Origin of the sequence: Nocardioides salarius, assembly GCF_016907435.1 — a bacterium.
GTDB classification, from domain to species: Bacteria; Actinomycetota; Actinomycetes; order Propionibacteriales; family Nocardioidaceae; genus Nocardioides; species Nocardioides salarius.
Genome location: NZ_JAFBBZ010000001.1, coordinates 2,440,030 through 2,459,034, shown reverse-complemented (window position 1 = coordinate 2,459,034; position 19,005 = coordinate 2,440,030). Strand labels below are relative to the sequence as shown.

The 19,005-nt window shown below is 65.5% G+C and carries 19 protein-coding genes; 11 read left to right on the top strand and 8 right to left on the bottom strand.

What is annotated here, in order from left to right:
• Positions 1–213: 213 nt before the first annotated feature.
• On the top strand, positions 214–1,785 hold the full coding sequence (locus tag JOE61_RS11780; protein WP_204797225.1) for an IS1634 family transposase: 1,572 nt from the start codon (positions 214–216) through the stop codon (positions 1,783–1,785).
• 170 nt (positions 1,786–1,955) lie between these two features.
• On the opposite strand, the gene JOE61_RS11775 is transcribed toward JOE61_RS11780, so the two are convergent.
• Positions 1,956–2,210, bottom strand: a complete 255-nt coding sequence (locus tag JOE61_RS11775; protein WP_193671199.1) for a hypothetical protein — start codon at positions 2,208–2,210, stop codon at positions 1,956–1,958.
• A gap of 330 nt (positions 2,211–2,540) precedes the next feature.
• Here JOE61_RS11775 and JOE61_RS11770 point away from each other — a divergent pair, with 330 nt between their 5' ends.
• The 3 genes from JOE61_RS11770 (at position 2,541) to JOE61_RS11755 (ending at position 4,969) form a co-directional block, all read left to right on the top strand.
• The gene (locus JOE61_RS11770) at positions 2,541–2,762 is read left to right on the top strand and encodes a hypothetical protein (protein ID WP_193671200.1); all 222 of its coding nucleotides are present in this window, start codon (positions 2,541–2,543) and stop codon (positions 2,760–2,762) included.
• Positions 2,763–2,800: 38 nt separating this feature from the next.
• Positions 2,801–4,218, top strand: a protein-coding gene (locus tag JOE61_RS11760; RefSeq protein ID WP_372440070.1) for an IS3 family transposase whose coding sequence is annotated in 2 segments (ribosomal slippage) — positions 2,801–3,041 and positions 3,041–4,218 — 1,419 coding nt in all. Because the reading frame shifts where the segments join, the coding sequence is not laid out codon by codon here.
• Positions 4,219–4,270: 52 nt separating this feature from the next.
• Positions 4,271–4,969, top strand: coding sequence for a protein NO VEIN domain-containing protein (locus JOE61_RS11755; protein WP_193671194.1), 699 nt, complete (start codon positions 4,271–4,273; stop codon positions 4,967–4,969).
• Positions 4,970–5,544: 575 nt separating this feature from the next.
• Here JOE61_RS11755 and JOE61_RS11750 read toward each other — a convergent pair.
• Entirely contained in the window at positions 5,545–5,706 is a 162-nt protein-coding gene (locus JOE61_RS11750; protein WP_193671193.1) for a sigma-70 region 4 domain-containing protein, read from the bottom strand.
• Positions 5,707–5,823: 117 nt separating this feature from the next.
• Between JOE61_RS11750 and JOE61_RS11740 the strand changes: the two genes are divergently transcribed.
• Positions 5,824–7,241, top strand: a protein-coding gene (locus JOE61_RS11740) for an IS3 family transposase (protein ID WP_372440070.1) whose coding sequence is annotated in 2 segments (ribosomal slippage) — positions 5,824–6,064 and positions 6,064–7,241 — 1,419 coding nt in all. Because the reading frame shifts where the segments join, the coding sequence is not laid out codon by codon here.
• On the opposite strand, the gene JOE61_RS11735 is transcribed toward JOE61_RS11740, so the two are convergent.
• The 6 genes from JOE61_RS11735 to JOE61_RS11710 all read right to left on the bottom strand — a co-directional run bounded on the left by JOE61_RS11735 (position 7,212) and on the right by JOE61_RS11710 (position 12,457).
• On the bottom strand, positions 7,212–7,859 hold the full coding sequence (locus JOE61_RS11735) for a hypothetical protein (RefSeq protein ID WP_193671189.1): 648 nt from the start codon (positions 7,857–7,859) through the stop codon (positions 7,212–7,214). The two genes, JOE61_RS11740 and JOE61_RS11735, sit on opposite strands and share 30 nt — an antisense overlap.
• Before the next feature lie 777 nt (positions 7,860–8,636).
• Complete coding sequence (locus JOE61_RS11730) at positions 8,637–9,074, bottom strand: hypothetical protein (protein WP_193671188.1); 438 nt, start codon at positions 9,072–9,074, stop codon at positions 8,637–8,639.
• A 124-nt stretch (positions 9,075–9,198) separates the two neighbouring features.
• Positions 9,199–9,573 (bottom strand): transposase, encoded by a 375-nt coding sequence (locus tag JOE61_RS11725; protein WP_307822962.1) that lies wholly within the window; start codon positions 9,571–9,573, stop codon positions 9,199–9,201.
• Positions 9,570–11,141 carry an IS1634 family transposase gene (locus JOE61_RS11720; protein ID WP_204797224.1) on the bottom strand — a complete coding sequence of 524 codons (1,572 nt, stop codon included), beginning with the start codon at positions 11,139–11,141 and terminating at the stop codon, positions 9,570–9,572. Before JOE61_RS11720 ends, JOE61_RS11725 begins: the two co-directional genes overlap by 4 nt.
• Positions 11,142–11,195: 54 nt before the next feature.
• Entirely contained in the window at positions 11,196–12,083 is an 888-nt protein-coding gene (locus JOE61_RS11715) for an IS630 family transposase (RefSeq protein ID WP_227491945.1), read from the bottom strand.
• A gap of 11 nt (positions 12,084–12,094) precedes the next feature.
• Positions 12,095–12,457, bottom strand: coding sequence for a hypothetical protein (locus JOE61_RS11710; protein WP_193669614.1), 363 nt, complete (start codon positions 12,455–12,457; stop codon positions 12,095–12,097).
• Between the two features lie 396 nt (positions 12,458–12,853).
• On the opposite strand from JOE61_RS11710, the gene JOE61_RS11705 reads away from it, so the two are divergent.
• From JOE61_RS11705 to JOE61_RS11680, 6 genes are all read left to right on the top strand, one after another.
• On the top strand, positions 12,854–13,741 hold the full coding sequence (locus tag JOE61_RS11705; RefSeq protein WP_193669613.1) for a hypothetical protein: 888 nt from the start codon (positions 12,854–12,856) through the stop codon (positions 13,739–13,741).
• Between the two features lie 242 nt (positions 13,742–13,983).
• On the top strand, positions 13,984–14,820 hold the full coding sequence (locus JOE61_RS11700) for a DUF4268 domain-containing protein (RefSeq protein WP_193669612.1): 837 nt from the start codon (positions 13,984–13,986) through the stop codon (positions 14,818–14,820).
• Between the two features lie 96 nt (positions 14,821–14,916).
• Complete coding sequence (locus JOE61_RS11695; protein ID WP_193669611.1) at positions 14,917–15,276, top strand: hypothetical protein; 360 nt, start codon at positions 14,917–14,919, stop codon at positions 15,274–15,276.
• Positions 15,277–15,315: 39 nt separating this feature from the next.
• A protein-coding gene (locus JOE61_RS11690) for an IS3 family transposase (protein WP_193669610.1) occupies positions 15,316–16,532 on the top strand; the annotation gives its coding sequence in 2 pieces (ribosomal slippage) (positions 15,316–15,600 and positions 15,603–16,532; 1,215 coding nt in all).
• A 53-nt stretch (positions 16,533–16,585) separates the two neighbouring features.
• Entirely contained in the window at positions 16,586–16,831 is a 246-nt protein-coding gene (locus JOE61_RS22535; RefSeq protein ID WP_307822960.1) for an SHOCT domain-containing protein, read from the top strand.
• A 518-nt stretch (positions 16,832–17,349) separates the two neighbouring features.
• Entirely contained in the window at positions 17,350–19,005 is a 1,656-nt protein-coding gene (locus tag JOE61_RS11680) for a DUF3375 family protein (RefSeq protein ID WP_193669609.1), read from the top strand.

Genomic DNA, 19,005 nt, shown 5'->3' with positions numbered 1-19,005 from the left:
TTTGAGCAGAAATGACCGCGTCCGGACGAGATCGACGAATAGCGCACGTTCTCCACGCGCGGCCAGGCGCGAGATACTCGTCGAGGCGCGCTTCAAGCCTGCCCTGACTCGTGCCACGTGACCGTGTATCGGGGAACTCGTCGGTGCCTTTGCAGGTGAGCGAGTTGCGGCGGCGCTGATCGACACACCCCGGGTCTCGGTAGGGTCCGGTCGGTGGTGTTCGTTCGGAGGTCCCCGGGGCGGTCGGGCAGCACGAAGGTGCAGATCGCGGAGCGTCGTGACGGGCGCGATGTCGTGGTCGAGCACGTCGGCACGGCCCGCACCGACGCCGAGCTCGCGGTGCTCATGGCCAAGGCGCGCCAGCGGCTGCACGAGGGTCAGGAGACCCTCGACCTCGAGGGCATCGGGCTCGAGGATGAAGGCGTGGCGCACCGGCCAGGCCTCATCACGAGCAAGCGCTCGGGGCTCTTGTGGCAGGCGCTGAGCGATGCGTACGCCCGGCTGGGGTTCGACGCCATCGGCGATGAGGCCTTCGCTCAACTCGTGCTGGCGCGGATCATCGAGCCGACCTCGAAGGCCGACTCCGTGCGGGTGCTGAACGAGATCGGAGTGGCATCGGCCTCGCTGCGCACGATGTTCCGTGCGCTGCAGCGCACCCAGGACCACGACTACCGGGGCCAGATCGCGACTGCCTGCTTCAGCCACGCCACGACTCACGGCGACGTGAGCCTGGTGCTCTACGACGTGACCACGCTGTACTTCGAGGCAGAGAAGGAAGACGAGCTCCGCAAAGTCGGCTACAGCAAGGAGCGCCGCGTCGACCCCCAGATCTTCGTCGGCCTGCTCGTGGACCGGCACGGGTTCCCACTCGAGATCGGCTGCTTCGAGGGCAACAAGGCCGAGACCTTGACGATCATCCCGATCGTCAAGCAGTTCGCCGAGCGCCACGGCATCGCGGACATGGTGGTCGTCGCCGACGCCGGAATGCTCTCCTCGTCTAACTTGAATGACCTCGATGAGGCCGGGCTGCGGTTCATCGTCGGATCGCGGGTCACCAAGGCGCCGAAGGATCTGGAGTCCCACTTCCGCTGGCACGGCAACGCGTTCACCGACGGTCAGATCATCGACACCATCACCCCCCGCGACCAGCGCGGCACCGCGGTCAAGGTCAGCGACCCGAAGGTGAAGGCCGAGCCGGTCTGGGACCCGGCCGTGCACGCGAAGTCCTGGCGAGCGGTGTGGGCCTACTCCCGCAAGCGGGGCGTGCGTGACAACGCGACGCTGACGCTGCAGGAGAACAAGGCCCGTGCCGTGGTGGCCGGGGAGAAGGCCGCCAGGACGCCGCGGTTCGTCAAGAACCGCAACGGCGCCACCGAACTCGACGAGGCCTCGCTGGCCAGGGCGCGCGACCTCGTCGGGTTGAAGGGCTACGTCACGAACATCGAGGGCGAGCTGATGTCAGCGACCGAGGTGATCGGCAGCTACCACGACCTATGGCACGTCGAGCAGTCATTCAGGATGTCGAAGACCGATCTGGCTGCGCGGCCGATGTTCCACCACACCCGCGAGGCCATCGAGGCGCACCTCACGATCGTGTTCGCCGCCCTCGCGATCGCCCGTCACCTACAGAACCTCACCGGACTGAGCATCCGAAAGATCGTCGCCACCCTGCGACCGATCCAGCAGATCACGGTCCGCATCGCCGGCCACGAACACGTCGCCGAGGACCCCATCACCCCAGCCGCCAAAGCGATCCTGGACGCGCTCAACATCAACCCTCAGTGACACACCCCGGCGGCACGAGTCAGGCGGCCTCGTGGATCACGACGTGCGGATCAAGGCCATGCACCGAGCAGTCGGACTCGTAGAGGTCATCCGTCATGGGTAGACCCTCTCACCGCCGGGCAGACGAAAGCCCCCTCGGCTGTCACTCCGAGGGGGCATTCTGGGTCTAGCTACTCGATCTCAGCGGGCGGCTCGGTCGGGGGGTCAGGCTCACTCGACTTGGCCTTGCGCCATGGGAACCACGAGCCGATGGCTTCCAGCTTCGAGACTCCCTCAGGCTGCTTGGCGATGCCGTAAAGCCCAGCCATAAAGACGCCGGCGATGAGTACGAGTCCACCGGCGAGCCACTTGGCACCGTCCCCTTCAATGTGAACGTGGGTCTCGTGCTTGGTCTCGATGGGCTCGTTCGCGTCTTGCTCCGACATGCTCAACAACTCCTTGACAGCGCGTCGACCACGGGACCGGAGTCTGAGTCGCGCACTGCTTCATCGGGTTGTTGGTGGTTAGGCGACGTCCCTCCGGTCGACGTTGCCTATTACTTGATCAAGGTCCACGGGTGGCCTCGCTACATAAGTCCGCTTGTGTATGGCGGATCACTTTGAATCGAGATCGCCTCCGGCGGAGGACGTCTCGGTCTTTCGGTTCGTGCAGAGCGAGCATACGGACGAGTTCACGCCTGACAACCCACCTGTGTAGCCCAACGTCTCGATCACGCGGTGAGGCCTCTTGACCGACGCCGATGGTAGGAACGATCCATGGCAGAGCGAACGATCACCGAAGACAACCTCGGGGCATGGGTGATTAAGTGCGACCCTGAGACGAAGTTTGACTTGCCGGGCGCTATCCACGATGGCCTTCAAACGATCGAGACATGGAGCGTCGTACCCGGCTACCGCTCAGACATGATGGCGTCGAATGACAAGATCATCCTCTGGGTTTCCCCTGTGCGTCAGGCTGAGGTGAGACACCGCTACTGAGTTCCTTCCCTCTGCACGGGCGAGAAGCGAGACACCTGATGACCATGACGTTGGCTGATGCTGCCCGGATCGATGATGGGGTGGTGAGCCCGAGAGCAGACCGTCCGAAGCGACGCACGTTCACCGCCGAGTACAAAGCGAAGATCCTGGCCGATTACGACGCCGCCGACCGCGGCGAGCGCGGTGCGATCCTGCGGCGGGAGGGGTTGTACTCCTCCCACATCGTGGAGTGGCGCAAGGCCGCCGAGTCTGGCGCCGCCTCAGCGCTGGCCCCCCAGGCCAAGGACCGTCGCGAGCGGCAGCGGGATCGGGAGGTCGAACAGTTGCGCGCCCGTGCGGAAAAGGCCGAGGCCGAGTTGGCCAGGACGAGGGCCGCGTTGGACATCGTGGGAAAAGCACACGCGCTCTTGGAGACGCTCTCCGAGAGCACGGGCACGCCGAAGCCGCCCGGACGGTGATCAACCCTGCCGTCGACGAGCTCGCCGAGCTGACCTCGGTGACCAAGGCGTGTGAGCTGCTGGGACGACCCAGGGGCAGCCACTACCGCGCCAAGCAGCCTCGGTTGCACGGCCCGAAGCCGTCGCGTCCGAGGCCGCCGAACGCGCTCACCGTGGCCGAGCAAGCCGAGGTGCTGGAGGTGTTGACCTCGCCGAGGTTCTGCGACAAGTCGGTGGCCCAGACCTGGGCGACGCTGCTGGACGAGGGCACCTACCTGTGCTCGATGTCGACGATGCACCGGCTGCTGCGCGCCCACGGTGCGGCCGGCGAGCGGCGCCGGCAGGCCACCCATCCTGCCAAGACGAAGCCCGAGCTGTTGGCCACCGCGCCGGGGCAGGTCTGGTCCTGGGACATCACCAAGGTCCGCGGCCCCCAGCGCGGGATCTGGTTCCAGCTCTACGTCGTGCTCGACATCTACTCCCGCTACGTCGTGGCCTGGACCGTGCAGGCTGTCGAGGACTCCGAGATCGCCAAGACGATGCTGGAGAAAGCGATGGGCGTGCACGGCATCCCTCAGGCGATCCATGCCGACCGCGGGACGTCGATGACCTCCAAACCCGTCGCCCAGCTGCTGCTCGACCTCGGCGTCGACCGCAGCCATTCCCGGCCGCGGGTCAGCAACGACAACCCGTTCAGCGAGGCCATGTTCAAGACCCTGAAGTACGCCCCGGTCTTCCCCGAGGCGTTCGGCTCGCTGGCCGACGCGAGAGCGTTCTGCGAGGACTTCTTCGGCTACTACAACCACGAGCACCGTCACTCCGGGATCGGGCTGCACACCCCCGCGTCGGTCCACCACGGCACCGCAACCGAGATCCGGGCCCAGCGGCAGCACACCCTGGACGCAGCCCACGCCGCTCACCCCGAACGGTTCGGCACCCGCCGACCCCAGGCCCCGAAGCTCCCCCAGGCCGCCTGGATCAACCAGCCATCACCGGAGGCCCTCATACAGACCGCGTGACGAGACGTGTCTCAGACTGCTTGACATCTTCCGTTCCGGCAACAGTCGGCGCATGACTCGAGGCATCTGGGGCGTCGGGCGGGTCACCGGTTCCGTTGAACCCGAGGACCAGGACGGATACTTCAGCGACCTTGGCTACTGGTTGGACAGGGACGCACGTGTAGCAGTCGAAATGTTCGTTCCGGTCGACATCCCGCTCTTCGGCGAAGCGGTGAGTGCCGAGGACATCAAGGCCGCCGGCATCGACGATCTGGAGGTCTTCCGGTCCCCTCAGGGGTCGAACCCGTCGTGGGTGTCGAAGGACCAGCTTGAACGACTCGAGGCACTCCTGCCGGACTGGACGGACGAGGAATCCGACGAGACGGTCACCGTCTCGGACTACGGCGCCGGGTTCGGCTCGCCCGCCAAGAACGCCGTGGTCGAAGCCATCGCCATGGCCGAGGTGATCCGGGTCTACGGGACCGACTGGAAGTACAAGGAAGTCAGCGCCGACAAGGTCGGCTGGGACATCACGTTCACCCACAAGAAGACCGGCGAGGTTGTTCGTGCCGAGGTGAAGGGCGTCAGCGGCACCCAACCGATCGTGTTGTTGACGGCCAACGAGATCAGGGCCGCCGAGAACCAAGCTGGCTGGTATCTCGCTGTCGTGACCTCAGCTCTCAATAAGCCCAGGATCACGGAGTACTCAGCTGATCAGGCGCTTGATGCAGCCAAGCCCTATGTCTTCAAAGCCCACCTGCCCGACGCGTAGCAACGACGGGCGCCGCTTCCCCAGCCGACGCCCGCCGATGTACTGCTAGATCAGCCCTGCTCCCTCAGGGAGCCCTTGGGGTTGCGCTCCGCCTGGGCGCGGGTGATGAACTCCCCGGACCCAGCGTTGCGGTAGTGCGTCCCGGAACTGCGATTGGCGCCGGCCTCACGGACCGACGTCTTGGGATGACGGGCTGCGGCGGCGTTGCTGATGTACCGCCCGGTGATCGAACTACGGTTTGCCACTAGGCCCTCCAAGGACCTCGTGCAGGAGCTTCATCAAGTAGTCTTCTCGATGCGACTCGTGATGGCTCTTCGACTGGCTCCTGCTGGTTGGGGAGCCACACACTTGCGGGGCTCCATCAGTTGGTCGTTGTGACCGCCTGACATCTCTGTGTAAGTGCCAGAGTTCGAGTTACCCCCCGAATTTCTTCGGACTCTTCGCCGTGAAGCGACCGCTCGCTGCGTTAGACACGATGCGTCGGGACACGTCGTTAGACACTGTCCGCCTCGCTGCTTTCGCCGATCGCGTTCCCAGTGAGCTGCGCTCCACCTGTGCCTTGATGTTCTTGCTTGTCACCCCAGCCCCTTTCGCTGAAGACCCTCGCGCGCACGCGCGAGCATCCGCTCCACCGCCTTGGTGGAGACACCCAAAACACGTGCAATGTCGGGCTGCGTGTAGCCCTCCGCCGTCATGAACATGGCCTTACGAACCCGGGGATCGGTGATCTCGGCCATGGCCTGCGACGACACAATCGCTGCGACCACCCGGCGGTCGACCCCTGTGCGTCAGGCTGAGGTGAGACACCGCTACTGAGTTCCTTCCCTCTGCACGGGCGAGAAGCGAGACACCTGATGACCATGACGTTGGCTGATGCTGCCCGGATCGATGATGGGGTGGTGAGCCCGAGAGCAGACCGTCCGAAGCGACGCACGTTCACCGCCGAGTACAAAGCGAAGATCCTGGCCGATTACGACGCCGCCGACCGCGGCGAGCGCGGTGCGATCCTGCGGCGGGAGGGGTTGTACTCCTCCCACATCGTGGAGTGGCGCAAGGCCGCCGAGTCTGGCGCCGCCTCAGCGCTGGCCCCCCAGGCCAAGGACCGTCGCGAGCGGCAGCGGGATCGGGAGGTCGAACAGTTGCGCGCCCGTGCGGAAAAGGCCGAGGCCGAGTTGGCCAGGACGAGGGCCGCGTTGGACATCGTGGGAAAAGCACACGCGCTCTTGGAGACGCTCTCCGAGAGCACGGGCACGCCGAAGCCGCCCGGACGGTGATCAACCCTGCCGTCGACGAGCTCGCCGAGCTGACCTCGGTGACCAAGGCGTGTGAGCTGCTGGGACGACCCAGGGGCAGCCACTACCGCGCCAAGCAGCCTCGGTTGCACGGCCCGAAGCCGTCGCGTCCGAGGCCGCCGAACGCGCTCACCGTGGCCGAGCAAGCCGAGGTGCTGGAGGTGTTGACCTCGCCGAGGTTCTGCGACAAGTCGGTGGCCCAGACCTGGGCGACGCTGCTGGACGAGGGCACCTACCTGTGCTCGATGTCGACGATGCACCGGCTGCTGCGCGCCCACGGTGCGGCCGGCGAGCGGCGCCGGCAGGCCACCCATCCTGCCAAGACGAAGCCCGAGCTGTTGGCCACCGCGCCGGGGCAGGTCTGGTCCTGGGACATCACCAAGGTCCGCGGCCCCCAGCGCGGGATCTGGTTCCAGCTCTACGTCGTGCTCGACATCTACTCCCGCTACGTCGTGGCCTGGACCGTGCAGGCTGTCGAGGACTCCGAGATCGCCAAGACGATGCTGGAGAAAGCGATGGGCGTGCACGGCATCCCTCAGGCGATCCATGCCGACCGCGGGACGTCGATGACCTCCAAACCCGTCGCCCAGCTGCTGCTCGACCTCGGCGTCGACCGCAGCCATTCCCGGCCGCGGGTCAGCAACGACAACCCGTTCAGCGAGGCCATGTTCAAGACCCTGAAGTACGCCCCGGTCTTCCCCGAGGCGTTCGGCTCGCTGGCCGACGCGAGAGCGTTCTGCGAGGACTTCTTCGGCTACTACAACCACGAGCACCGTCACTCCGGGATCGGGCTGCACACCCCCGCGTCGGTCCACCACGGCACCGCAACCGAGATCCGGGCCCAGCGGCAGCACACCCTGGACGCAGCCCACGCCGCTCACCCCGAACGGTTCGGCACCCGCCGACCCCAGGCCCCGAAGCTCCCCCAGGCCGCCTGGATCAACCAGCCATCACCGGAGGCCCTCATACAGACCGCGTGACGAGACGTGTCTCAGACTGCTTGACATCTTCCGGACCGGCGACGAGTGCTCAGTGTGGAAGTCCATCTCCGTCACATCGTCGGTGAAGCCGTGCAGCCAGTCAGAGTCCAGGTCGTTCAGGAAGTCCCGGTAGATGTTCGGGAACTGGAAGACGCATTGGCCGATGAAAAAGGTGCGGAGCGAGGCGCCCTTAGTCGGGTCCCACCTGCGCTTCATCAGCACCTTGTCCCGGAAATACTTGAGGGCCATGGCCACCGTGTAATTGGCCAGACCCTCGATCTCCTGCTGGGTGAAGTCCCGCTCCAGGACCCGCAGCCCGTATCCCTTCTGCTTGCACCGCTCGAAGACGATCTTCTTGGCGATCCAGCTCTTCAGCACGGCGTAGCCATACTTCGCCAGCTCATTCGCGAAGTAGTCGTAGAGGTTCCCCTCGTACTTCGCCAACGCCAGCGCCGTCACAAGGTCGACGTCGCCCTGCAGCCGGTCGACGCTGTCGGCCAGGTTCTGATGGTCAGACTCCACCAGCCACGCCTCGGGCACCTGATCCCTCGGATGCCGTTCTAGTGGCTCGCCGAAGCGTCCGGGCTCCCCCGGCTCCCGCTCCGGCTTGGCAGCCATGCGTCTCTCCTCATCGGGCAACGGCAGCTCGCAAGCTCCCTGTCGTTCCCCTCTTAAGTGCCGCCTCGGGCGTATCCCCCCGTACTTTCTCGATTTTTTTCTTGGGAAGGTCGCTGGCCCGCAGTCTTAGTGTGGCGCCCGCCTCCGACAGTCTGCTGAAACACCGCCTGTGTGTCGTCGCGCCAAGGTCTGGAGACTGGACGCATGACACTCGTCCCGACCTAGACGTCCGACGTACCGATGTGACGGCGGTCTCGCTCTACCGGACGCGCTTCGGCACTGGAAGCAGGCGCAACCGCTACCTGAGCAATGCACGTTCATGATGCCGCGATCCGCGCGTTTAGCAGACGCGTCATACCGCCGCTTTCGCTCTGTCGGAAGGCGGCGCCGATTGCGCACACGACGCCGAAGGCGAAGTCGAAATCGGCGATCACCCGGACGTTCTTGGCGCTAGACGCGGGCAGCGAGGCAGGTCATCTCCTCCTCGGTGATGACGCGAAGGTCGAGCAAGGCAGCCAGCAGAACTCCCGGTGCCGCGTCGGATGCCCCGAGGGCACCGGGCCTGACCGGCCGGATACGGTCGCTCAGGTTCTGAAACGCGTTCCGTGCCAGGTAGCCGCGGGTGCGGAACTGGACGAGGTCCGCATCAGCGCGGGGGCCGTCCACTGCGGGCTCGAGAGAGCTGAGACCTGACTTGGTGTTGCTGGCCAGCGTGATCCCTCGGCCGCCGCGCAAGCGACAGGCATCCCCGGCGCCAGGGGACAACAGTGCGGACGTCTAGCGACGCTTGCTCCGCGTCACGTCAAGGGTGCTCGCTGGGTGCAATGTCGGAAGCGCGTGTAGGCGCACCTCGTGCTCGACGTCGGTCACCAGGTAGAGCACGGCTGGACCGAGCACTATGAAGGAAACGAAGGAGATCGCGCCCAACGGCTGGATGCTGACCGCCTCAAGGCGGTCGGGATCCTGCTGCGCAAGCCACGTGAAGGTGCCAATCATCATGCCGAGGGACGCGCAGAACAATCCGGGACAGACCGCGAGTGCGATCGGGACAACCACATTTCGCAGCGACGTGGCGAACCGCTCGCGGAGTGTGCCCTTCGGCCCCTCCTCAGTGGCCTGAAGGCGCTTCGGGGGGTTGTAGTGCGCCTCGACCGATCGGCTCATGTGAGTGCGCGGGCGCTCGATCGACTTGCCGTCGTAGAAGTTGCGGGTCACCTCGGCCCTACCCACCAGCGTTAAGTACTGGCTGAGGAAGACCTCGCTAAGCCCAAAGAAGACTGGGATCGCGGCGATGAGGTAAAAGGGATCGCCTAGGACGTTAAGGGTGAAGTCTCCCCAACTAGTGGCGCGGATTTGAAGTCGTTGGACGGTTTGCCTTCTTGAGGATCTCCTCTGCGGTCTTGGTCCAGACGAAGGGGTGGGAGCGGTCGTTCCAGCCGTCGATGAAGGCGCGGATCTTGGTGTTGAGGTCACGCACGGACTTGAAGACGCCGCGGCGGATGGTTTGTCGCTCGACGATGCCGAACCAGACCTCGACCAGGTTCATCCACGAGGCGTGGGTGGGGGTGAAGTGGATCTTGAACCGCGGGTTCTCCTCCAGCCACGCCCGGACGTTCGTGTGCTTGTGGGCGGCGTAGTTGTCCATCACCAGGTGCAGCGCGACCGGGTCGCCGTCCTGGTCGACCACCTGACTCGTGCCACCGGGGTGTGTCACTGAGGGTTGATGTTGAGCGCGTCCAGGATCGCCTTGGCGTCTGGGGTGATGGGGTCCTCGGCGAGGTGTTCGTGGCCGGCGATGCGGACCGTGATCTGCTGGATCGGTCGCAGGGTGGCGACGATCTTTCGGATGCTCAGTCCGGTGACGTTCTGCAGGTGACGGGCGATCGCGAGGGCGGCGAACACGATCGTGAGGTGCGCCTCGATGGCCTCGCGGGTGTGGTGGAACATCGGTCTCGCAGCCAGATCGGTCTTCGACATGCGAAAGGACTGCTCGACGTGCCACAGGTCGTGGTAGCTGCCGATCACCTCGGTCGCTGACATCAGCTCGCCCTCGATGTTCGTGACGTAGCCCTTCAACCCGACGAGGTCGCGCGCCCTGGCCAGCGAGGCCTCGTCGAGTTCGGTGGCGCCGTTGCGGTTCTTGACGAACCGCGGCGTCCTGGCGGCCTTCTCCCCGGCCACCACGGCACGGGCCTTGTTCTCCTGCAGCGTCAGCGTCGCGTTGTCACGCACGCCCCGCTTGCGGGAGTAGGCCCACACCGCTCGCCAGGACTTCGCGTGCACGGCCGGGTCCCAGACCGGCTCGGCCTTCACCTTCGGGTCGCTGACCTTGACCGCGGTGCCGCGCTGGTCGCGGGGGGTGATGGTGTCGATGATCTGACCGTCGGTGAACGCGTTGCCGTGCCAGCGGAAGTGGGACTCCAGATCCTTCGGCGCCTTGGTGACCCGCGATCCGACGATGAACCGCAGCCCGGCCTCATCGAGGTCACTCAAGTTAGACGAGGAGAGCATTCCGGCGTCAGCGACGACCACCATGTCCGCGATGCCGTGGCGCTCGGCGAACTGCTTGACGATCGGGATGATCGTCAAGGTCTCGGCCTTGTTGCCCTCGAAGCAGCCGATCTCGAGTGGGAACCCGTGCCGGTCCACGAGCAGACCGACGACGATCTGGGGGTCGACGCGGCGCTCCTTGCTGTAGCCGACCTTGCGGAGCTCGTCTTCCTTCTCTGCCTCGAAGTACAGCGTGGTCACGTCGTAGAGCACCAGGCTCACGTCGCCGTGAGTGGTCGCGTGGCTGAAGCAGGCAGTCGCGATCTGGCCCCGGTAGTCGTGTTCCTGGGTGCGCTGCAGCGCACGGAACATCGTGCGCAGCGAGGCCGATGCCACTCCGATCTCGTTCAGCACCCGCACGGAGTCGGCCTTCGAAGTCGGCTCGATGATCCGCGCCAGCACGAGTTGAGCGAAGGCCTCATCGCCGATGGCGTCGAACCCCAGCCGGGCGTACGCATCGCTCAGCGCCTGCCACAAGAGCCCCGAGCGCTTGCTCGTGATGAGGCCTGGCCGGTGCGCCACGCCTTCATCCTCGAGCCCGATGCCCTCGAGATCGAGGGTCTCCTGACCCTCGTGCAGCCGCTGGCGCGCCTTGGCCATGAGCACCGCGAGCTCGGCCTCGGTACGGGCCGTGCCGACGTGCTCGACCACGACATCGCGCCCGTCACGACGCTCCGCGATCTGCACCTTCGTGCTGCCCGACCGCCCCGGGGACCTCCGAACGAACACCACCGACCGGACCCTACCGAGACCCGGGGTGTGTCAATCAGCGCCGACGCAACTCGCTCACCTGCAAAGACACCGACGAGTTCCCCGATACACGGTCACGTGGCACGAGTCAGGCCGGACGTTCGTGTGCTTGTGGGCGGCGTAGTTGTCCATCACCAGGTGCAGCGCGACCGGGTCGCCGTCCTGGTCGACCACGTGCCGGTAGGTGCGTTCGATCTGCTTGAGGAACGCCAAGAACTCCTGATGGCGGTGTCGCGGCTTCAATGCGGCAGTGACCTGGCCGGTCGCGACGTCGAGGGCGGCGAACAACGTCGAGGTGCCGTGACGGTAGTAGTCGTGGGATCTGCGTTCGATCCGGCCTTCCTGCATCGGCAGGATCGGCACGGTGCGATCGAGTGCCTGGATCTGGGACTTCTCATCCACGCACAACACGATCGCGTTCTCGGGCGGGGCCAGGTAGAGCCCGCAGATGTCGGTGACCTTCCCGACGAGCTCGGGGTCGGTGGAGAACCGGAACGATTCGGCCTTCCACGGCTTGACCCCATACGAGCGCCACGCGCGGGCGACCGAGGTGTTGGAGATCCCCAGCCGGTCCGCGAGCAGCCGCGACGACCAGTGCGTGACACCGAGCCTCTTCGGCGGCGGCTTCAACGTCGCGGCCACGATCTGGCGCTGATCCAGCCTCCGAGGCCGACCCGGGCGCGGGGCATCGGCCAGCCCGGCCAGTCCCTTGGCCTGGTACCGGCTACGCCACGACAACACTGTGGTCACCGTCGAGTCGACCAGCTCCGCGATCCGTGTGTTCGCTACGCCGTCCGCGGCCAGCAGCACGATCCGCGCACGCTTCGCGGCTGCCGCCGGAATCGTGGAAGCGCGAGTCCAGCGCTCGAGCTCATCTCGATCACCAGGTCGAAGAACCAAGGCAGGAGCAGGACGATTTGCCATGCCCCATGATTTCAGACCGAACCCTCTACTGACTTCCGCCACGCGGCACTAGGGTCCTTCTCGGTCGCCAGATATTCCGCCGCGAGCTTTGCGGGCTCGATGTGGAAGTAGATGACAGTGAGCCACACCAGCCAGGGCCAAGCGACCCGCCAGGCTGAGGTCAACTGCCGACCGACCAGTTCGGCGACTGCAGCCCGATGGAGGTCGCCGAGGATGGCGTACTGCTTGGACCCGGCATCAAGCGCGGTCATCGCTTCGCGGAGGGTGCTCTCTCGACGCCGAAGGCGCACGGTCTTGGTCAGACCAAGGATGAGACCGGTCGCGGCAGCGAGCCCGGCGAGCAATGGTCCGACGGCAAGGATGGATTCGAGCACGGCTGATCTTCTCGCAGCCGTCCGACGCGTTGGGCTAACGGTGACTTCTTTTCGCCGCGAGCCGGTCGCCAGGGCAAGAGCGGCGACGAGGACGCCGTGGGCGTTTCAAGGACGCCGTGGGCGTTTCAGTCTCGGAAGTGAGCCCGGACCTGAGCCGCTTGATCAGGTGTTAGCTCCCAGCGGGCATAGGGAACGCTCTGCCAGCCTTGATCGCGGAGCCACCTGCGGATTGCTCTGTCGCTCACGCCCAGCTCGGCAGAGAGCTGCTTAGGTGTGGCCGGCTCGTTCATTCCTCGAACCTAAACGTCGGATCGCCGCCCTGTGAAGGTAATGCCAGTTCGGGGCCGCACCTTCGCGGCCCGCGTTCAGGCGGCGGTCGACGAGTACGTTGGCTCGGTGACCACGACGATCGCCTTCGAGAATTACCACTTCAACCTCGAAGACCTCTACAGCCGAATGTGGGAACTCGCCGTTGACGATGCCGGGAACGGCACACGGCTCTTCAAGCCACGCCCCGGAGGCCGCGAGGCGCTCAAGTGGCTCATCGAGGACCTGTGCGGCGCGACGGCTGACCCAGTACGCACGACCCGAGCGAACAACGCCCTTAGGCAACAGGTCCATCGAGCCCTCGTCGATACCGCCTGGGCAGAGCGAATCAACCAGGTCTCCTTCCGCCTTTTCAGGACTCCCGATGATCTAGCCCGAGCCGATTCCCAGGACCGCCACCTTCCCATGAGCGACGCAGCTGATGAAGCCGCTGCCGATGGAGTCCCGATCCTCGACGTACCCGCGGATGACGTCTCGACCGAGAGCGACACGCTGCGTCTGGCGGACCTCGAATGGTCCGCGTGGCATCCGCTCGATCAAGCCGCGAAGGAAGCAACAACGAGGCCCGGCGTCTATGCCGCACGCAGCGATGGTCAGATCGTCTACATCGGCATGGCGGGAGAGCGCCGAGGCCTCGGCGTGCGCGGACGATTGCAGATCTACGGGCGAGGCCGCGGCGCGGTATCAGGGCTCGGTGAGGCCGCACTCGACCGAGCGTTGGCCGACCCAGCCTGGTTGGCACAGCGGCTAGCAACGCTCTTGACCGAAGGCCCATCACGGAGCAAGCACTGGGCGGTCGCCGCGCTTCAGCGTGCCGAAGTCGAACTCTGCTGGGTCGCAGCACCAGACGGTGCGACAGCACGCGAGTGGGAGACACAGGTCCTGCAGGAGCTTGAGGACGTCGCCCTTTGGAACCGGGCGCGACCAAGCGCTCGGGAGCACAGTCATCGCACCTGAGTCATTCCGCCGCCTGCGGGACCGTCCTCTCGCTACCTTCTGTCTTGTTCTCGCACTACCGCCGCCCGCGCGTGGCAACGTGACCTCCACGCATCAGCGTTGAGGAGGACCCGATGAACTCACACCCAGTGGCCTTGAGTCGCCTCACGACGGTCGCCGTCAGAAGTATTTGGAAGCACGAAGCTCACGACTTCACGTTATGGCTTCTCGAGAACGCCGATGTCCTGGGTGACGCTCTCGGGATGGAACTGCAACTCACCGAGGCCGAACGCAGGGTCGGCGGCTTCGCGCTAGATCTCATCGGCACAGACCTCGCCACGAACACCGTGGTGATCGTCGAGAATCAACTGGAGCAAACAGATCACTCACATCTCGGCCAGCTTCTTACCTACGCTGGCGGCACCGACCCGTCGACGATCGTGTGGTGTGCCCCTACCTTCCGAGAAGAGCACCGAGCGGCGCTTGACTGGCTGAACGAGCACACCGACGAAGAAACCCGGTTCTTTGGAGTCGAGATCTCTGCCGTACGCATCGACGAATCGCGCCCGGCGCCACTCTTCCGCGTGGTCGCGAAACCCAACGACTGGACCAAGCAGTTACACACCGAGCGATCGGCCGTCACTCTCTCGCCCAAGTCCCTGGCATACCAAGAGTTCTGGGGCGAACTGCTAGGCCGAATCCGCTCCGAGCACCCAACCTGGACCAGGTCCACCGCAGGTTCGTCGCAATCGTGGATCACGCTGCCCTACGGCACATCAACGATCTGGTACGGAATGGCGTTCACCGTCACCGGCCCACGCGTAGAGCTGTACTTCGGCGGCCCGGATGCCTCAGTCAACCTCGCCGAGTTCGAACGGTTTGTGGAACACCGCCTCTTGCTGGACAACGAGTTCGCGGGATCGATCAAGTACGACCCGCTTCCTGGCAAGAAGGCTTGCCGGATCCACGTCGACCGACTGCAGGGAGACGTACTTGATGCCGACTCGCGGATCGAGTTCCTCGACTGGTTCATCTCAACAATGGCGAGATTCCGTCCGCTGACGCAGCAGATCCGAGCGACCCTCGAGTCAGGCGCCTGAGCGAACGCGTCGTGGTCGTGAGTCACTCCGCCGCGATTCACTGCGCACTCTGCGTCATGGTGTGCGCGCGGGGGAAGGTTGAGCAAAGATTGCAGCATGGCTGAGGAGAAGAAGTCGTGGTGGCGAGACACGAAGGGCAAAATTGAAGCCCAGGTTGACAGCAAGAAGGCACAGGCAGCCGACGGCGCAGTAGCGGCGGGCGACCGAACGATCCAGAAGGAATTCGGCTTCACCAAAGTCGAGATCTACGACAACGGGTTCGTCCGCGTCAGCAAGATGATGACGCCCCTCACACCCTACGAGAAGCTGCACTCGATCAAGTTCCAGCAGCAGACGCAGGATCGAAGCGGCGTCGGTCAGGTATGGGCCGGTGGACCGCTCTCATCCTCTCAACGGCGGACCCTCTCGCTCACGATCGCAACTGACGGGACTGCTGCACGAGTAGGTGACATCTGATCTGTGGTGCCGAGAGGTGCCGCTGGAAGGATGTACACCGTGCCCAAGCCCTATCCCCAGGAGTTCCGTGACGACGTCGTGCGCGTCGCGCGCAGCCGTGAGCCAGGCGTCCACCTCAAGCAGATCGCTGCTGATTTCGGGATCAGCGAGTCCTGTCTGACGGGGTGGATGAAGAAGGCCGACGTCGAGGACGGCGCCAAGCCCGGCCCGACGAGCGAGCAGGCTGCTGAGAACCGCGAGCTTCGTAAGCGGTTGCGGCTGCTGGAGCAGGAGAACGAGGTCCTGCGCCGCGCGGCGGCCTATCTCTCCCAGGCCAATCTGCCGGGAAAATGATGTACCCGCTCGTCCGCGAGCTGGCCGCCAAGGACACCCCGATCCGGGTGCCCGTGACGGTGACGTGCCGGGTGCTCAAGATCGCTCGTCAGCCCTACTACCGCTGGCTGGCCAGCCCGGTCAACGACGCCGAGCTGGTCGAGGCCTACCGGGCCAACGCGCTGTTCGACGCCCACGGCGATGACCCCGAGTTCGGCTACCGCTTCCTGGTCGATGAAGCCCTCGAGGCGGGCGAGTCGATGGCAGAACGCACCGCGTGGCGGATCTGCTCGAGCAACGGCTGGTGGAGCGCGTTCGGCAAGCCCAAGCGCGGCAAGGCCAAGAAGCCAGGCCCGCCGGTCCACGACGGCCTATGCGCCGTGGTCGACAAGCACGGCGTGACCCGCCACGAGTTCGACGCCGACGCTCCCAACGAGTTGTGGCTGACCGACATCACCGAGCACCGCACCGGCGAGGGCAAGCTGTACCTCTGCGCGATCAAGGACGTCTACTCCAACCGGATCGTGGGCTACTCCATCGACTCACGAATGAAGTCCCGCCTGGCCGTCGCAGCACTCAACAACGCCGTCGCCCGACGAGGCGACGTCGCCGGCTGCGTGGTCCACAGCGACCGCGGATCCCAATTTCGAAGCAGAAAATTCGTCCATGCACTGAACCGCCACGCCATGGTCGGATCGATGGGCCGCGTCGGCGCCGCCGGCGACAACGCCGCCGTGGAGAGCTTCTTCGCGCTGCTGCAGAAGAACGTCCTCGACCGGCGCACCTGGGCCACCCGCGAAGAGCTCCGGATCGCGATCGTGACCTGGATCGAACGGACCTACCACCGACGCAGACGACAGGCCTCGCTCGGCCGATTGACCCCCATCGAGTACGAGACCATCATGACCACGAACGAGACCACGACAACCACTCAGGCTGCGTGACCTGACCTGTCACCTACTCGTGCAGCAGTCCCGACCGCAAAGTTCATGCCCTCGTGACGGAGCACCAGATGCTCAGCGGCGACGAGAAGGCGGGCCTGGCGCTAGAGGCGGCTGGCAACGCCGTCCTTGGAGTGATCAAGAACGCCACGCCGATGCAGGTCAGCATCACCAACCCGCCTCCGCCGACCGTGGCCGACATCCCCGATCAGATCAAGAAGTTGGCCGACCTCCACGCAGCAGGCGTACTCACCGATGAGGAGTTTGCTGCCAAGAAGGCGGACCTTCTCGATCGCATGTGACCGCCCCGCCTGACGGCTCAGGCGGTGGCCTCCACCGCCGCGAGCGAAGCGCGTCCTTTCGCCGCGAACTTGGCGGCGCCCATGTCCACCTGAGGCAGACCTAGCGAGCGACGACCGACCGTCTCCCGCAGCCAATGAGCGGGTACCGGTCGAACAGATCAGATCAGACCACCGGCCGTTCTCACTGGACGTCGGGGCCAGCCGTGTGCGCGGCGCGGCTGGACGCGTCCTGGGCGCCCGCGGTTACTGCTGCATCAGCAGCAGTGGAGGCAGGCGCCGGCCGTCCCGAGTGCCCGGTGCCCTGCTTCTGAGAAGCGACGCAGCCACTCTTTTCGTTCTCGCTCATCACGGGCTGTCGAAGTCCCCTGCGCCTGTCGGCGAGTCCCTTTACCGTGCGTGGAGACGTTAACGGCCGAACCGGCCACTGATGGCAGGAGGGGAGGACGCATGCAGCAGCGCAACGTCGCGCACCGCGACAGCTCGCGTGCGCCCAGCGTCCACGCAAGAAGGTCGCGCGCATGAGCGAGATCCACGGCGAGTTCGCTGACATCGAGGGCGCCTTCGAGCGCCCCATGCTCAAGCTCCTGAACCGCTCCGACCGGCAGGTGCTGTTCGCGGTGCTGCGGCTGGCGTTCACCCGCGAGCACCAAGGTCTCGAGGCGCCGGTCCTGCACAGGCGCGTCGAGCAGTACCTGGCCGACCTCGACTCGGTCGGCATCGAGGTCCCCAAGTTCGGGTCACCCCCGACCATCGACGGCAAGCTCACCTGTCGCCGCTGGATGGACGCCGATGCCCTCGACAAGCGACGCGACGTCAAGACCGGCGTCGACTTCTACTTCATCGCCTCTCCGACGCTCACCGCGCTCTCGCACATCGGCACCATGACGCGCGACCGATCCGGGGTCTCCGAGCACCGGGTCGGGACGATCATGGATGCGGTCTCGAAGTTGAACCGCAACATCAACCCGGACGTCAACGAGCGCATGCGGATCCTGCAAGCCGAGATCGACGAGCGCGCCGCGGAGCTTGATCGCCTCGACAAGGGTGGTGAGCTCGAGCCCGTCGACGACGACTACATCATCGACGGCTTCGACAACCTGCTGCGCCTGTTCAGCGCGCTCCCTGGCGACTTCGGTCGGGTCATCGAGCGGATGGCGGACCAGCGTCAGGTCGTGGTGAACAAGTTCCACTCCGACACCGGCCGCCTCGGCGACCACCTCATCGAGTACCTCGACATGGCCAACGGCCTGATGAACGGCACGCCGGAGGGCCGCGCGTTCATCGGAGCTATGGAGCTGCTGCGCGACGATAAGGCCAAGGTCGACTTGCGTCGCAACATCGAGTCTCTGCTGAACAACCCGCAGGCCCAAGCGCTGCTGCGCGAGACCGAGCAGCGCGACCTGCGCAACCTCCTGCTCCTGATGATGCAGGGCTTCGACTCCGTCCTCGACGCCCGCGACTCCATCTCCACCGTCCTGCGCGAGCAGATCCTTTCCCACAACCTCGACCGCGACATCGCGATGGACGCGGCGCTGCGGTCGCTGGAGAAGTCGGTGACGTTCTCGTTCAAGGTCGGACGAGCCCAGGACAAGATCGCGTGCGAGGTCCTCCCGCACGGCAACGACGTCGACGACTTGCCCAACTCTTTCTTCGACCCCGCCGACGATCTCCCGCCCGAGCCGCTTCCCGAGCGCAAGCAACGGCAGCTCGACCCGGCAGCGACGTTCGCGAAACTGCTCTCCCAAGGCGGCCCGTCGCTGCGCGCGCTGCGCTCGGCATTGATCACCGCCGCCGAGGACCTGGACCTGGACAACCTCCCGCCGGACGCCCCGGTGCCCACCGTCGGGGACGTCTTCGGGTCGCTGCCCGACGACCTGCGCCGTCCCGTCGAGGTCATCGGGCTCATGCACCTCTCCGGTGCTGCTTCGAAGGCGCACCGGGCACGCCGAGCCATCGCCAACAGCGGGGCTTCGACGTCCGCGCTCGACGCGGACATGTCGGTGCCTGCGGATCTGACCGAGCTCGACCCGAACGGTGCCATCGAGCGCGAGCGGTTCCGCTGCGTCCGACCCGACGGCACCGAGGTCGTCCTGCTCGGCCCGCGGGTCCGCCTGAACCGCAACCTGATCGACCGACTGCGCAAGACCGAGAAGAAGGCCGGAGCTGCCTCGTGA